13 protein-coding genes are annotated in these 15,019 nt (G+C 51.1%); 1 reads left to right on the top strand and 12 read right to left on the bottom strand.

Annotation, left to right across the window (positions count from 1 at the left end; all coding sequences use genetic code 11):
• Positions 1-3: 3 nt before the first annotated feature.
• The 12 genes from LCH85_24890 to LCH85_24835 form a co-directional block, all read right to left on the bottom strand.
• A complete protein-coding gene (locus LCH85_24890; GenBank protein MCA0355242.1) occupies positions 4-1,674 on the bottom strand; it encodes an SH3 domain-containing protein in 1,671 nt (556 codons plus the stop codon).
• Between the two features lie 454 nt (positions 1,675-2,128).
• On the bottom strand, positions 2,129-3,265 hold the full coding sequence (locus tag LCH85_24885; protein ID MCA0355241.1) for a glycosyltransferase family 4 protein: 1,137 nt from the start codon (positions 3,263-3,265) through the stop codon (positions 2,129-2,131).
• Positions 3,266-3,329: 64 nt separating this feature from the next.
• A complete protein-coding gene (locus tag LCH85_24880; GenBank protein ID MCA0355240.1) occupies positions 3,330-3,644 on the bottom strand; it encodes a hypothetical protein in 315 nt (104 codons plus the stop codon).
• A gap of 59 nt (positions 3,645-3,703) precedes the next feature.
• The gene (locus LCH85_24875) at positions 3,704-4,471 is read right to left on the bottom strand and encodes a 3-hydroxyacyl-CoA dehydrogenase (protein ID MCA0355239.1); all 768 of its coding nucleotides are present in this window, start codon (positions 4,469-4,471) and stop codon (positions 3,704-3,706) included.
• A 205-nt stretch (positions 4,472-4,676) separates the two neighbouring features.
• Positions 4,677-5,831, bottom strand: coding sequence for a thiolase family protein (locus tag LCH85_24870; GenBank protein ID MCA0355238.1), 1,155 nt, complete (start codon positions 5,829-5,831; stop codon positions 4,677-4,679).
• A gap of 220 nt (positions 5,832-6,051) precedes the next feature.
• Positions 6,052-6,654 (bottom strand): 5-oxoprolinase subunit PxpB, encoded by a 603-nt coding sequence (gene pxpB / locus LCH85_24865; GenBank protein MCA0355237.1) that lies wholly within the window; start codon positions 6,652-6,654, stop codon positions 6,052-6,054.
• Positions 6,655-6,828: 174 nt separating this feature from the next.
• Positions 6,829-8,721 (bottom strand): hypothetical protein, encoded by a 1,893-nt coding sequence (locus tag LCH85_24860; protein ID MCA0355236.1) that lies wholly within the window; start codon positions 8,719-8,721, stop codon positions 6,829-6,831.
• Positions 8,715-9,872 carry an iron-containing alcohol dehydrogenase gene (locus LCH85_24855; GenBank protein MCA0355235.1) on the bottom strand — a complete coding sequence of 386 codons (1,158 nt, stop codon included), beginning with the start codon at positions 9,870-9,872 and terminating at the stop codon, positions 8,715-8,717. Before LCH85_24855 ends, LCH85_24860 begins: the two co-directional genes overlap by 7 nt.
• Positions 9,873-10,118: 246 nt before the next feature.
• On the bottom strand, positions 10,119-11,063 hold the full coding sequence (locus tag LCH85_24850; protein ID MCA0355234.1) for a CpXC domain-containing protein: 945 nt from the start codon (positions 11,061-11,063) through the stop codon (positions 10,119-10,121).
• Between the two features lie 12 nt (positions 11,064-11,075).
• Entirely contained in the window at positions 11,076-11,708 is a 633-nt protein-coding gene (locus LCH85_24845) for a CpXC domain-containing protein (GenBank protein ID MCA0355233.1), read from the bottom strand.
• A gap of 20 nt (positions 11,709-11,728) precedes the next feature.
• On the bottom strand, positions 11,729-13,465 hold the full coding sequence (locus LCH85_24840; GenBank protein ID MCA0355232.1) for a long-chain fatty acid--CoA ligase: 1,737 nt from the start codon (positions 13,463-13,465) through the stop codon (positions 11,729-11,731).
• A gap of 67 nt (positions 13,466-13,532) precedes the next feature.
• Positions 13,533-13,721: a hypothetical protein gene (locus tag LCH85_24835; protein MCA0355231.1), complete on the bottom strand. Its 189-nt coding sequence runs from the start codon at positions 13,719-13,721 to the stop codon at positions 13,533-13,535.
• Positions 13,722-14,095: 374 nt separating this feature from the next.
• Between LCH85_24835 and LCH85_24830 the strand changes: the two genes are divergently transcribed.
• On the top strand, positions 14,096-14,905 hold the full coding sequence (locus LCH85_24830) for a TIGR00266 family protein (GenBank protein MCA0355230.1): 810 nt from the start codon (positions 14,096-14,098) through the stop codon (positions 14,903-14,905).
• Positions 14,906-15,019: the final 114 nt, after the last annotated feature.

Genomic DNA, 15,019 nt, shown 5'->3' with positions numbered 1-15,019 from the left:
CAACTAGCGATAAGGCCGCAACGCGCCGTAATAGTGATTGAGCCAGTAGCTGCTATAGATGCTGACTGCACCAACCCCCGAGGCGGGAGTCATCGCATTGACCATCACACCGCCGCCAACATAGATGCCTACGTGGGTGATGCCCGGGCCAGCAGTGCCAGCATAAAACAGCAAGTCGCCTGGTTGCAAGTTGCTCATGCTTCCGATGAAGGTGCCATAAGCGCTGCTATATTGGCCAGCAGCACTGTGGGGCAAGCTCACTCCAACTTGGCGATACAAATACTTGGTCAAGCCGCTGCAATCGAAGCCGCTGCTTGGGCTTTCGCCGCCCCAGCGATAGTTGTAGCCAACATAGGCCCAAGCCATCGAAGCAACGTCGCCGCTAGCAGTACCACCACCGCCGCCACCGCCACCAGCAGGTTGGCTAGGAGTACTCTTTTTGGGTGCAGCAGGCGCAACTGGTAATGAAGGCACATTGGTTGTGAACGGCACACGGCGGAACACAAAGTTGCTTACATCAACGAGATCTTGTGAGATCCAGCCTTTGGTGCCTTTGGCGGTTTGAACCTTGACCCATTCTTTGTAACGAGCCAATAAGGTTAATTCAGCGCCTTTGCTCAGTTTGCCCAATGAATCGAATTTGGTGCTTGGGCCAGAGCGCAAGTTGATGCCTTCATCAGTTGCCCAACCGACCAAATCGGGGTTAGCTGATGGAATCGATTCAGCTTCGGCGATCCGTTCGGCAACGCCAGCTTCAAGATTCAAGAATTCGGCTGAAACCCAACCCACATTGCCTTCGCCAGTTTCAATTTGATACCAGCCTTGATAGCGAGCCAATAATGAAACTTGGCTATCAATCCCCAGCTTTTTCATGCTGATGTAGTCAGTACCAGGGCCATCACGCAAGTTCAAATTATCTTGGGTGATTTTGCCCACTTTGGCTGGTGGTGGGGTTGGAATATTTTGGGCATCAGGCAGGGCATCGATCACCGATTGCTCTAAATCGAGCAAATCAGCGGCGAGCCAACCTTCTTGGCCGCCCTCGGTGCGCACTTGCACCCAATCGGCGTGGCGAGCCATAACGGTTACCTTGGTGCCTGGTTCTAATTTATCAAGACGATCGAATTCAGTGCTTGGGCCGTTGCGCAAGTTGGCAATATCGGCGCTCACCACTGATTCGGGATAGGTCGGGTTGTTATTAACTGGGCGGCCTACTGGAATCACCAACGAATCATCAAAATCGGGGCTGCTAATTGGCCCATCACCAACACCTGGGTCAGGCGTAGCTTCTGAATCATTGAGAGCAGTCAACGGAGCTGGTTCGTTGCGGTGGGTCATGGTCATCAAGCCGAGTGCTGGCCGAACTTGGCGTTCAGCGGTTGGCGATGCGCTGACCAAGAGTGCAGTATCTACCTGAGGTTTAGTGGCATCTTTGTTGACAACTAAACCAACTGGTAAGAGCGAAAGCACCATAAGATGGAGTAGGTAGCGCCGTGGAGCTTTGCGCAGGTACGATGGAACCGCACGAAGTGCAGAAACAGAACGGGCGTTAACGCGCTGGCGTAAACTGGTCGTTCGTAAAAGCGAATTTTCGTTGTTCACAGCCCGCTGCTGGAAGTCTTGGAGATCATGATCTTCTTGGATCAGATCATTCGAGGACTTAGCATCTTGCATGCAGCTGTAACCTCCCTATTATCGAATGCGGCTTAATGATATCGCACCGACAATTAAATAATTAACGTTTATGCATCGTGCAATGCCGAGAGCGAAGTTAACATATTTGTGCCATGTTTGCAAATCTCAGCTATTTTTCAGACTACTGGCTTAAGCTTTTCAGATATTTGTCAGATAGTACTTTTAGGCCATAGTAAAGCCTTAAATCAATGTTTTTATTATCGAATTAGCACATATTTTCTTGAAAGTGGATGAGAAAACTCTAATCATTATGTGATGTTAGGCACAAAGTTGACCATAATTGAGTCAAGAATTTAAGCACTTTTTTACCATTTTTCAGATCTTTATTAATTTTAATTAACTAAGAAATTAAGCTTTTTGGCAACGATTGCGATTAAAAATGGGCCAATTTAAAGGATTTAGCGCCTCTGAATCATCCAAATCTGATCAAACCCTAGGCTTTCTCATAAACCTTAAGCATCTGGGCGGCAAAGTGTTGCCAATTAAATTGGCTGGCTCGTTGTAAACCACGTTGGCGATATTCATTATTCAATTCAGCATCATTTAACATCCGCAACATTGCCATCGCCCAAGCCTCGGTATCGTGTGGCGGCAGCAAAATACCAGCCTCGCCGACAATTTCGGGCATGCTGCTGGTATTCGAAGAAATCACGGGCGTACCACAACTCATCGCTTCTAATGGGGGCAAACCAAAACCTTCATAGGTCGAGGGCCAAACAAATGCACTGGCTCCAGCAAATAGCGCGGCGTTTTCAGCATTCGTGACGCGCCCAGTAAAAATAATATCAGCAGCCAAATCTTCATCAAGAATTGTGGTTTCTAAAGCGGGAAAAAATGGCGAATTAGCCTTAGGACGGCTGCCAGCAATCACTAATTTAATTGGTTGCTCAATTCGGCGACGCACACGCCCAAATGCTCGCAGCAATGTCGTGAGATTTTTGCGTACATCAAAGCCGCCAATATAATAAAAATAGGGCTGAGTAAGATTAAAACGTTGCAAGGTTTGGCTAATCTGTTCATCTGTCTGCGGTTGATAATCAGGTGCAACACCTTCATAAATCGTATGCACGTGTAATGCATTAACGTTCAATACATCAATAATATCATCGCGGGTATGGTCGGAGACTGCCACTAATTGGCGACAACGGCGCACAGCACTCGTCGCGAGGGCAGTATAAGCGCGCATCGCCAACGAGCCACGATATTCAGGTAAAATTAATGGAATAATGTCGTGGACTGTTACCACGGTCGGCACTAATTGGCGACGTGGCGGCGCATAATAGGGTACATGCAACAGATCAACGGCTAAGCGCAAGGCGGCGCGGGGCAACTCAATTTGCTCATACCAAAGTTTGGCTAATTTCGGGTGCAGCTTATCGAACGGCGTTGGCACGCGATCAACCGCAATATGCGGAATTTGGGGAATTTCGGCTTGGGTATAGGCTGGCAAAAACAACACATATTCGTGCTGAAGACCAACATGCGGCAAATGTTCAATTAAATGATGTAAATACTGACCGCTGCCCACCATTGGTTCAGCCCAAAATGTGCCACTAATCCCAATCCGCACGATAGCTACTCCCATTACTGTGCCCAATCAGGCTGCATTATACCAGTGCTCAAGCCAGCCACGGTTATTGGCCAAACATCGCCGCCACCCAAGTAATTAAAAAGATCGAGAAAATCGTGGGGATTGCACTGATTAATGGAAAGATGCTTTGGATAACTTGAAAACTTGCGCGTTTGCCTGCACTGATTTTGCTCAGATCATTTGGATGAATTTCCCATGTCTTGCCTTTGAAACGTTCGCTACGCCGAAGTTCAACCAGCCAGCGCTGGCTCAGCCATTGACCAAAAAACCAATCTTCGGTTAAGCGCACGCCGCGCAACCACCACAACACATTGCCTGCCAAAATCAAGGCAGTTAAAAATAATTGCATCCCGCTCATCGCCATGCTCCAAAAAAACTAAGGCAGTGGCTGATTGTACCACTGCCCAAGCTCAACGCTTACTTATAGCCCATGCGTAATGCACCATCCAAACGAATGGTCTCACCATTTAACATCGGGTTTTCGAGAATATGCTGGGCTAGCATGGCAAACTCCGCCGGATCGCCCAAGCGTGGCGGGAAGGGCACTTGCGCGGCCAAGGTTTGGCGGGCTGGTTCGGGCAAACCTGCCAACAACGGCGTATCGAATGTGCCTGGGGCAATCGTCATCACCCGAATGCCATGCCGCGCCAATTCGCGAGCAGCGGGCAGGGTTAGACCCACAATTGCACCTTTTGAGGCACTATAGGCTACTTGACCAATTTGGCCATCGAAGGCGGCAATTGAGGCGGTGTTGATAATGATCCCGCGTTCGCCAGCCGCATTTGGCTCATTTTGGCTCATACGTTCAGCACCCAAGCGCAAGGCATTAAACACCCCATTTAAGTTAACCTGCATCACCCGATTGAAAAGGTCAAGGCTATGCACGCCATTGCGGCCCAGAATTTTCTCGGCGCTGCCAACGCCGGCACAGCTAATCACCGCTTGCAAACGCCCATTGCTGGCAATCGCCTGATCAAATGCAGCAGCCAGCGACGTTTCATCGGTTACATCACAAGCTATAAATTGGGCATTTGAGCCTAATTCCTTGGCAAGCGCCTCGCCAACCTCAACGTTACGATCGGCAATCACAACCTTGGCTCCAGCGCTATGCAAACGGCGCACAGTTGCCCCGCCCAAGCCTGAAGCCCCACCAGTTACCACCACACTCAAAGCTTGAATTTCCATTGTTGATCCTTATCTAATGGGGATCGGTTGTTGGTTGTTGGGGATCAGTTTTTTAACCACGAAGGACACGAAGACAGGCTATAGACTTTTGGCTATTGGCTATTGGAACACAACAAAACATTCCGCTAGCCTCAAGCCTATAGACCATAACCACTATTGTTCTATGCTCTATTCATCCCCCGATCCCCGACAACCAATCCCCAAGTTATACCCGCTCAATAATCGTGGCGGTCGCTTGACCATGGCCGATACACATCACTTGCAAGCCAAATTGGGCATCGCGGCGTTCAAGTTCGTTGAGCATTTTGCTCATCAAGACTGCGCCAGTTGCGCCCAATGGGTGGCCATGAGCAATCGCGCCGCCGTTGGGATTTACGCGGCTAGGATCAAGCTTGAATTCATGCAACCAAGCCAACACCACCGAAGCAAAAGCCTCGTTGATTTCAACCAGATCAATATCATTAATACTCAAGCCAGCCTTGGCCAAGGCTTTATGTGTCGCAGGAATTACTTCGAGCAGCTGCATACGTGGATCGCCAGCGGCAACCACGCGAGCACGAAATTTAGCACGGGGCTTGAAGCCATCGGCGAGGGCTTGTTCGCGCTCACCAATTAATACAACCGCCGCACCATCGGAAATTTGGCTGGCATTGGCGGCAGTCACCACGCCATCGGCGCGGAATACCGTTTTGAGCGTGCCCATTTTGGCGCGATCAGCCTCGAAGCGAATGCCTTCATCGTAGATTAATTCGTGGGGATTGCCAGTTTTATCGCTGCCAACGATTGGCGCGAGTTGGCGACTGAACCAACCAGCCTTGGTCGCGGCAGCGGCGCGTTGATGGCTCTCAAAGCTCCAATCATCAAGCTCGGTACGCGATAATTGATATTTCTCAGCGATGAGTTCGGCTGATTCGCCTTGGTGTACCAATTGATATTTTTCGTTGATCGCAGGATTGAAGGTGGCAAAATTGCCAGTCACATCGCTAAACATCGGCACGCGGCTCATCGATTCAACCCCGCCAGCGATGGCATAGCTCACGTCGCCTGCGGCAATTGCCTGCGCCGCGAAATGAATCGCCTGTTGAGCCGAGCCACACATGCGGTTGAGGGTTACCGCCGGAACCGTAATTGGCAAATTAGAGAGCATCACGCCCAAACGGCCAATATTCGCGCCTTGCTCACCAGTATTGGTCACGCAACCAGTCACCACATCTTCAATCAGGTTTGGATCGATCCCAGTGCGTTCAATTAAATTGTTGAGCACATGGGCATATAAAACATCGGGGCGCACATCGCGTAGGCTGCCTTGTTGGCGACCAATCGGCGTGCGAACGGCATCAATTAACACTGCTTCAGCCATGAGGCTACCTCCTTGGAGCTACTGACCACCTGTGTTATGGGCGAGTATAGCAGATTTGGAGAACATAGAGCATCGAGCAAAGAACATAGAACATAGAACATGGCTATGAAGGCTATCAGCTATCGAAACATGCTGTGGTATTTCAATTGATCCAGCCAATAGCCAAAAGCCTATAGCCAGATACCCTTTGCGACTTCAGTCATCATTTTATACTCATACTCTAATTTGGCTCGAAATAGACCACATCGCCTGCGTTCAACAACGCTGGTGGATCGGCCTGTGGGTCAAACAAACGGAGCGGAGTCGTGCCAAGGATATGCCAGCCACCAGGCGAGCTTTGAGGATAAATACCCGTCTGATCGTTGGCAATCGCCACCGAGCCAGCCGCAACTTTAGCGCGGGGAGTCGCCCGCCGTGGCAAATGCAAGGCCGTCGGCAAGCCATCAAGATAGGGAAAGCCCGGCAGGAACCCAACCATTGCCACCCGATATTCGACACTGGAATGCAAGGCAATCACTTGATCGATGGTTAACTGGCAGCGTTCGGCAACTTCAGCCAAATCAATTCCATCGTAACAAATTGGAATTCGATGGATGGTCGGCGTTGGCAAAGCTGATTGGCTTGATTGGAGCCGATGAATTTGCCGCCGCACATAGCGAGCATTTGTCACCTGCAAATCAAACAAGACAGTCACTGTTGCCAAACCAGCAACCACATCAACAACCCCGCGCAAACGGGCATGCCGCAGCGCCAACGCCAATTGAGCTGGCTGCGGAGTAGTAATCAATAAGGCACTATCGCCAAATAGTTCAATCTTCAGCATAATTTACGCAGCGCAAAGAGATAGAGCTTGTAACCACGAAGAGCACGAAGGTCACGAAGAATCGTTTTGAGCCACGAATTGCACGAATTTCACAAATACGTTCATAATTCATGCTTCAGCACCATAAATTTCCTTATGCTCTTTTTGACCTTTGATTTTTGACTTTTGAACTGCTTAAAACGGTTCCGGTGGGCGAATTTTATAGACCATCGCGGCAAACCAGACGATCATGCCAAAAATCGCACAACCACTGGTAATCAAAATCGCAGGCCAGCGACCCCAGCGCGTGCGTTGCCACAACCAATCGAGGGCAACGCCAGTAGCCAAGGCAATCGGCCAAGCGCTAAACATTAGCCAACGGGTGGTAATGGTCGAACCATTGATAATTGGAAAGGCCGCCAAGATCAAACTAACAACAAATGTTGCCCCCATGACCAATTGCAAGCCGCGATGTTTGCGACTGAGCCACCAACCAAATGGCGCGATTAAGACAGGCAGCAAACCATAATGCCGCCAAAACCCAAGATCAATCATATCCCACAGGAGTTGCAGGCGTGGCACAGCTTCGCGCTGATTGACCGCGTTCATGCCGCCTTCGGCAAACGATTGGCCTTGCTGCAAAAACAGCCCAATAAAACTTGAGTAATACAAAGCCCAAACAATCACTTGGGTTGCTACCAAGCTGGTGAATAAGGCCCAACCTTGCGAACGTGGGCCGCGCCACCACAGCCACAGCATCAGCAAGCCGCCCATTAAGCCAGTATTGAGATAAAAGCCAAAGTGGCCGAGCGCAATCGTGCTCAAACCGAGCGTAATCCACAGCCAGTTACGTCGTTCATGCCAGTGTTGCCACGTCCAAACCATAAATGTTGCCAGGAGCAAGGCCACAAATTGGCTAAAAATGTGCGAATCAAACGACCAAGCGTTGGTCATAAAGCCCGCTGGCACAAGCCCATAGATAATCGCGCCAATCAGCGCTCCATGGCTTGAACCCGTTGTGCGCAAGCCCAAGCAAAATAGCACTGGAATCGCCAAGGCTTCACAGGCTGCGGCGGTTAATTGCAACAACCAATCGGCTGAAATCCCAGTCAAGGTCAGTGGCTGCAACAAGGCATACAACACCGGCGGATAGGGAAAATCGATGCCGCGATGGCGCGATGGCCGAAACAAATCGCCAAGGTTGGTTGCATGAATCCGGTTGCGATGAAAGCCAATATCGCCTGGCATATGTTCAAGCAGCAAGCGCCCGCCCAATTTGAGCGACCACACCAGCACCGTTGCCAAAATCAGCCAACGCAAGACATCGCGGCTGATCGTTAAGCCTAGGCGCTGCAAGATTGGCGGCAAGGCCCAGCGTAACAGTAACAAGGCAGCCAAACCATAGAACGTTGTTTGGAAAATTGCTGGTGCAGCATAGCTTGCCCGTAATGGTGCAAACCAAGTAGCGGCCACAACCCCCAAACCAGTCAGGCCAACTGCCAAGCCAACTTCAAGGCTTGAACCACCAAGCCAGATTATGCTCAAACCAAGTGTCGCCAGCAAAAACAGCCAAGCCAGAGTTGGATAGAGCGCAGGCCAAGCCCAACCACTGCTGCTCAATTGCCCACCACTAAACGCCGCCCCCAGCTCACGTGGATCATCACTCACCACTGGTTGAGCAATCGTAATTGCCACTTTACCAGCAGCATCGGCAGGCAACAGCACATGCAATACCCGTCCGGCGGTACTGGTAAATTGGCTGGTTCCCATGATGAGGCTAGCTGGGTTGCCGGTAAGTTGTGGCAAATCGAGCCAGTAGTGGCGTTGCGGCACATGGGGAAAGCGTAGTTGGGCATTCAGGGTTGACCAACGGTAACGAGCTGAGCGGTCAGGCAATTGTTCGCCAGCATTAAAGCCAACCACAAACGGGGCATCGTTGTTGATGCCCTCTTCCAAGCCCAGATTCAGCGGCACTTGCCATTGGCGATTGGAGACAAAGCCCAAACCAATTAAAAGCCCAATTAATAACGTAACCAGCGTCAACCACTGGCGACGCTGGCTGAAGATCGTCATCGTATCAACTACCATGCTGCTTGCAAAATCCCCAGTAAATCGTCAACAGTTGGGGCTAGTGGGTTATGGTAAACCGCCCCATCGCCAAAGGCTTGTTCAGCCAACATCGGCAAGGCATCTTCAGGAATGCCCAAATCGCGCAGTTGGGTAATCAGGCCGCAGTCGCTGGCCAACTGACGCAAACCTGCAATCAAATCGTCGATCACTTCTTCGCGTGGGCGACCACCAGTGTTGATCCCAAAGGCCCGTGCCAACCGAGCATACCGATCGGGCACGGTGCTAGCATTAAAGGCAACTACATGCGGCAAGAAAATCGAGTTGAGCAAGCCATGGTGCAAGGGGAAATGGCCGCCTGTAGCGTGAGCCAAGGCATGCACCGCACCCAAATACGAGTTGGTAAAGGCAATCCCTGCCATACACGAGGCAATCAACATCTGGCCGCGAGCTTCTTCATTAGTCGAGCCATGGTGGGTCGCGTCACGCAGATAATTCGAAACAATCTCGACCGCACCTAACGCCAAGGCATCGCTCATCGGCTCAGATTCGGTTGAGACATAGGTTTCAAAGGCATGGGTCAGCGTATCCATACCAGTTGCAGCGGCCAAATGCGCTGGCAAACTTTGGGTCACTTGTGGGTCGAGAATCGCCAACTCTGGCGCAAGATAGGGGCTGGTAAACGAGAGCTTAACATTATTGGCTTCATCTTTGATCACAGCAAAGTTGCTAGCCTCCGAGCCAGTGCCAGCGGTCGTAGGAATTGCCACCATCGGAATTAAGCGCCGTTCGAGCACATTAATCCCTTCGTAATCAAGTAAATTGCCGCCCTCAGTAATCAAAATGCGCATGGCTTTGGCGGTATCAATCGGTGAACCACCACCAAGCGCCACCAACAGATCAGCGCCCGATTCGCGGGCTTGAGCAGCAGCTGCTTCAACCACGATCACCGAGGAATTCGGCGGAACATCGCTGTAAACACCGACAACTTCGACCGTTTCGGCCAACGCTTGTTGAACCTGCTCGACCAAGCCCGACTTGACCAAACCAGCATCGGTCACAATAAAGGCCTTGGTTGCGCCCAACGAGCTTAATTCAGCTCCCATTTCGGCAACCAAACCTGATTTATACAACACCCGTGGCAGTAAACGAAACTCAAAAAATTCTTGCATAATTGGCTCCTTTTATCAAGGGATCAGTAGTCAGGGGCTAGGGGTCAGAAGTTGAAACCACGAAGAACACGAAGAGCACGAAGGACTATATTAACCACTCATTATGCTTAATCCTCGTGGCTAAGGCTGACTCCTAGTTCCCAAACCATAACCCTTATGTTCTAGACTTTTACCTACCTGTTATTCCTGCTTCCTGACCCCTAGTCCCTAGTCCCTGACCCCTAGTTCTATGTCTATGTTCTAAATTTAGCGTTCGCCGCGCAAGACGGCCCGCGCCTCACCAATCAATTGAGCTGCGCCTAAATCGCCAACATCGCGCAAGGCTTGTTGCTCTTCAGAGAGCCAAGCATCGGCATCAGCGCTTGCCAAAATTGGATATTCGGCCCGTAAAGCCAGCAACTCGCCAGCATCTTCACATGCCAAAACCGCCCGCCGAATGCTATGCCAATTGGCTGGCGGCGGAGCACTTGCTTGAGCCGCCACTGCTGGCTTGGTGCTAGTCTGAGTTTGGCTCGATTGATCAAGCGTTTGGCGCAGCTGAATCAGGGTAATTCTGGCTCGCTCAAAGGCTTGGCTAATTTCAAATTCGCCTGCATCAACTGCTGCTTCGGCCAAGCCAGCCAAGCCCTCGTCCATCGCCTCATCAAGCAAAAAGGGATATTCATGCAACACTGCTTGCAATTCTTCGGGAGTATCGGCAGCCAGCATGCGCATAATCGCTTCAGCCAAGGGCGGCAAACTATCCGAATCTTCCGAGCCAAGCGCATCGCCAATTGCTTCAATCGCTGATTGCGGCGTGTAATTGAGTTGATCTAAAGCCTCAGCCACACCCGCTACGCCAGCCTCAGCTTGCACATTACCAAGGTAGGGCAATTGATTCTCGCGTGGCAATGCGCCGATCAACATCCACAATAAGCCTTGCGCCAACTCATTCCATTCGGCTTCGGGCATGCCATAGGGAACTCCAAATAGCACCGCTTTGGCTCGCCGATCATGTAGCAGAATGGGGGCGGGCACAACGCCTGTTTGGCCACAACCAGGGCAACGGGTATCGTGCAAACTTACCTCACGAATCGCCCGCACCAAATCAGGGCGTTCCTCGGCATCAACAATCAACCAAGCCTCGGCCACAAACGGGGTTTGGCAGGTTGGGCAAACAAGCTCATATGGTTGGCTATACGAAATTGGCATGCATGGCTCTCGCTAGGGTATTAATCGACGCAAAAAATCGCTAAGCCCACTGTCTATTGGCACAACGGCGGCTAAGCGATCAAACAGCAACGTTAAGTCAGATTGTTGGGCAGCAGTTAAGCTTTGCCAGAATGCTTGATGATGGTCGCGATCATGGCTTTGTAGCAAGGTCTCAAATTGATCGATTGTTGCCAACTGCTGTGCTGGCCATTCGAGTTTTGCCATCAGAGCAATTAACTCGCGGCGATAACTGGCATGGATCAGCATTAACTGCAAATCATCAAGGTCAGCCGCAAGCTGGACATGGGCCAAATACTCAGCTTGATCCAGCTTTTCGAGCACCAAGCGGCTATGCAACAAGCCAACCAATTGCTGGGCCAAAGCCTCAGCCTCGCTAGCACTGGCAACCGATAAGGGCAAGGCTAAAATCAATTGCTCATGGCGAGCATCGTGATACAACAATGGTGCAGTTAACGAGCCAAACGCCTCGCAATAGGGGCATTGGGTTTCGCGCAAACGACCATCAAATAACTGTTGCACTAAACCAGGCTGCTCCTCGGCATCGAGAATCAGCCACAGGGGCGCATCGAATTGCGCCCCACAAACAGGGCATTGCACCACGGCAACTTCATGGCGAGAACGCATATTCCAACGTTAGGTTTAGCCTAACTTGCCTCCTGCTGGATTTGCTCAGCTTGTTTTTGCTTTTCCATCTCGACCAATACCCGCCGTAGCACTTTGCCAACTTGGGTTTTGGGCAGTTCCTCAATAAATTCCACTTGGGTTGGAACTTTATAAGGTGCGAGATTTTCCTTGCAAAAATCGCGAATTTCTTTGGCGGTGGCAGCCGCATCGGGCTTGAGCACCACAAAGGCCTTAACTGTTTCACCACGGTAGGTATCAGGAATGCCAGCCACAGCCGCTTCAAGCACGGCTGGGTGCATAAACAGCACTTCCTCGACTTCACGTGGCACAATATTATAGCCCGAAGCGATAATTAAGTCTTTCTTGCGATCGACCACATAGAAATAGCCATCGCTATCGGTTTTGACAATATCGCCAGTGCGTAGCCAACCATCTTCGGTCAGTACTTTGGCGGTTTCATCATCACGGCCCCAATAGCCCTTCATAATTTGCGGCGCACGAATCAGCAATTCGCCTTCACGCTCTGAGCCAATTGGCAACGGTGCTTCAGTCTCAAGATCCAAAATTTGCACTTCAACATCGGGCATTGGTACGCCAATTGAGCCAGATTTGCGCGTGCCAAAAACTGGGTTACAGTGGGTAACTGGAGCCGCTTCGGTCAGGCCGTAGCCTTCGACCAAACGCCCACCAGTTAATTCACCAAATTTCTCTTGAACTTCCATTGGCAACGCCGCCGAGCCACTGATACAGGCCTTGATCGAGCGCAAATTGTATTTATCAATATCTTTGTGATTGATAATCCCAATGTAGAGCGCTGGCACACCAGGGAAGATCGTTGCACGTTCGTTGTGCAAGGCTTCCAACACACCATCAACTGGCCGTGGATTGGGAATGATCACCATTTCTGCGCCAATTGCCACCGCAAAGCACATGCCAACCGTCATCCCATAGACATGGAAAAACGGAATAGCACACATCACACGCTCTTGGCCAGCTTTAAGGTCATTCATCCAATTCAACAATTGGCTGGTGTTGGCCATAATGTTGTAGTGGGTTAGCATCGCTGCTTTGGGAGCGCCAGTTGTACCGCCCGTATATTGAAACAGCGCCACATCATGGCCATCCATCACCACTTTAGGCGGGGCTGGTGGATATTCAGCCAGCAATGTGCTAAACATCAAGGTCGTGCGATCGGGGGTAATTTCAACCCAACTGGGGTCTTTTTGCTGGGTGCGCCGCACAAGCATGCTTTGGGGGAAGGATAAAACATCGTGAACGTAGGTGACGATCACACGTTTGAGCGGGGTTTCGGCCAAAATTTCTTGAACTTTGGGGTAGAACGGGCTAAGCACAAAAATTGTCTCAGCGCCAGAGTCGGCCAATTGATGCTTGAGTTCGCGCGGCGAGTAGGTTGGGTTGATATTAACAACCGTGGCTCCCAAACGCAGCGCCGCGAAAAAGCCAATCACAAACTGAGGCGTATTGGGCAGCATAATCGCAAAGCGATCGCCCTTGCGAACACCCAAGCCATGCAAGGCTGTGGCAAACCGATCAACCGCTTCCTTCAATTGCCGATAGGTGAGCGAACCGCCAATTGCCACCCGACCACCAAGTACATATTTCAGTACAAAGTTTGTAGCCACCTGATTGGGATAATTGGCAACGGCGCTATCCAATAACGAAATCAACGGCTCAGTGGAGTACTGCAATGAGGGCTTGACCGTTGGCTCGTAGTGTGTTGTCCATGGCGTATCCACGATGATACCTCCTCAACAGCGGACAAGCAAAACATTCGGAGAGGCAACAGGGCGAACAGGGTGGGTCTTAGGATGCAGGTGTTTCCTCGGTGTTCGGGTCGAACCAGCCCCGTTCTTGGGCAATGAATTTAATCGTGGCATCGTCGGGGGGATATAAACCCGCCACTTGATAGGCATAGGCTAGCAAGGCCGCGCCGCCAACTAAACCCACAACTGCGCCAATTAAAAAGGCCAGAATCGCTCCAAAACGCCGCATGCTGGAAACTCCTTGTGTGTCGGTGGAGACCATTGGGATAGCCGGTTTGGCCCATCCCCAACGGTAGAAACGCGCTACCATCATAACGCATAGCATCATTAAGCGCAACCACCAGCCCTAGCAACATTTGGCCAAGCACGGGCGTACTAGACGACAGTTGTACAATGCAATTACCAAGTATGTTGCACAGCTTTGTGCTAGCATTTGAGGAGCGTGTGATGTCTGATAACGATTATCGACCTAAATTTGATCCCCAAACTGGCCAGCCCATCCCGAACCAACCCCAAGGCGGTTACCCACCACAGCAGCCCCAAGGTGGCTATCCACCACCACCGCCCCAACCAAACTACGGCGCTCCAGCAGGCGCATACACCATGGCTAGCGAGCCAGGCCGCCCGCTCGATTTGCCCGAACCACCAGTTGCCTTGAGTGGCCGTGGCATGACCACTGGTTTGCGCTACAAAATTATTGGTTCGGTACTTCAAGCAGCGATCATCGAGCTTGATCCAGGCCAGATGATTTTCTCGGAAAGCGGCGGGATGTCGTGGATGAGCGGCAACGTTCAGATGAACACGAATTCTGGCGGTGGCATCGGCAAAATGTTCAAACGGGCTTTCTCAGGCGAATCGTTGTTCATCGTCGATTTCACGGTTGCAGGCGGCACTGGTTTGATTGGTTTTGCCAGCGAAATGCCTGGCAAGATTGTGCCATTGCACCTCGCCCCCGGCCAAGAAATCATCATGCAAAAAGATTCGTTTATGTGTGCCGAAAAGTCGGTTCAGCTTGATATTCACTTTCGACGTAAATTGGGCGCGGGCCTGTTTGGCGGCGAAGGCTTTATCATGCAACGGGCGACTGGCCCAGGCGTGGTTTTTGCCGAGCTTGATGGTGAAGTCGTCGAATACTACTTGCAACCAGGCCAGGTAATGAAGGTCGATACTGGTCACGTGGCGATGTATGAGCCAAGCGTGCAGTTCGATATTGAAATGGTTCGCGGTTTCAAGAATATTCTCTTCGGCGGCGAAGGCTTGTTCCTAGCAACCTTGCGCGGCCCTGGTAAAGTTTGGCTACAAACTATGCCGGTCATGAACGTCGCCAAGAAATTGGCTGAATACATGCCAGCCAGTGGCGGCGGCGGCAGCGCCGGTGGTAACATCATCGGCAGCATTCTCGGCGGCGACTAAACGCTAGCACTATTCCAGCGATGAGGGCAGCAACACCTTCATCGCTGGTTTGTTTTATGCGAGGGGTCAGGGGTCAGAATTTAGGGGCCAGACGGTTGATCCACGAAGAGCACA

This window comes from Chloroflexota bacterium (assembly GCA_020161265.1).
GTDB lineage: Bacteria > Chloroflexota > Chloroflexia > Chloroflexales > Herpetosiphonaceae > Herpetosiphon.
The sequence above is the reverse complement of the archived record's forward strand: the minus strand, read 5'-3'. Positions and strand labels throughout refer to the sequence as shown.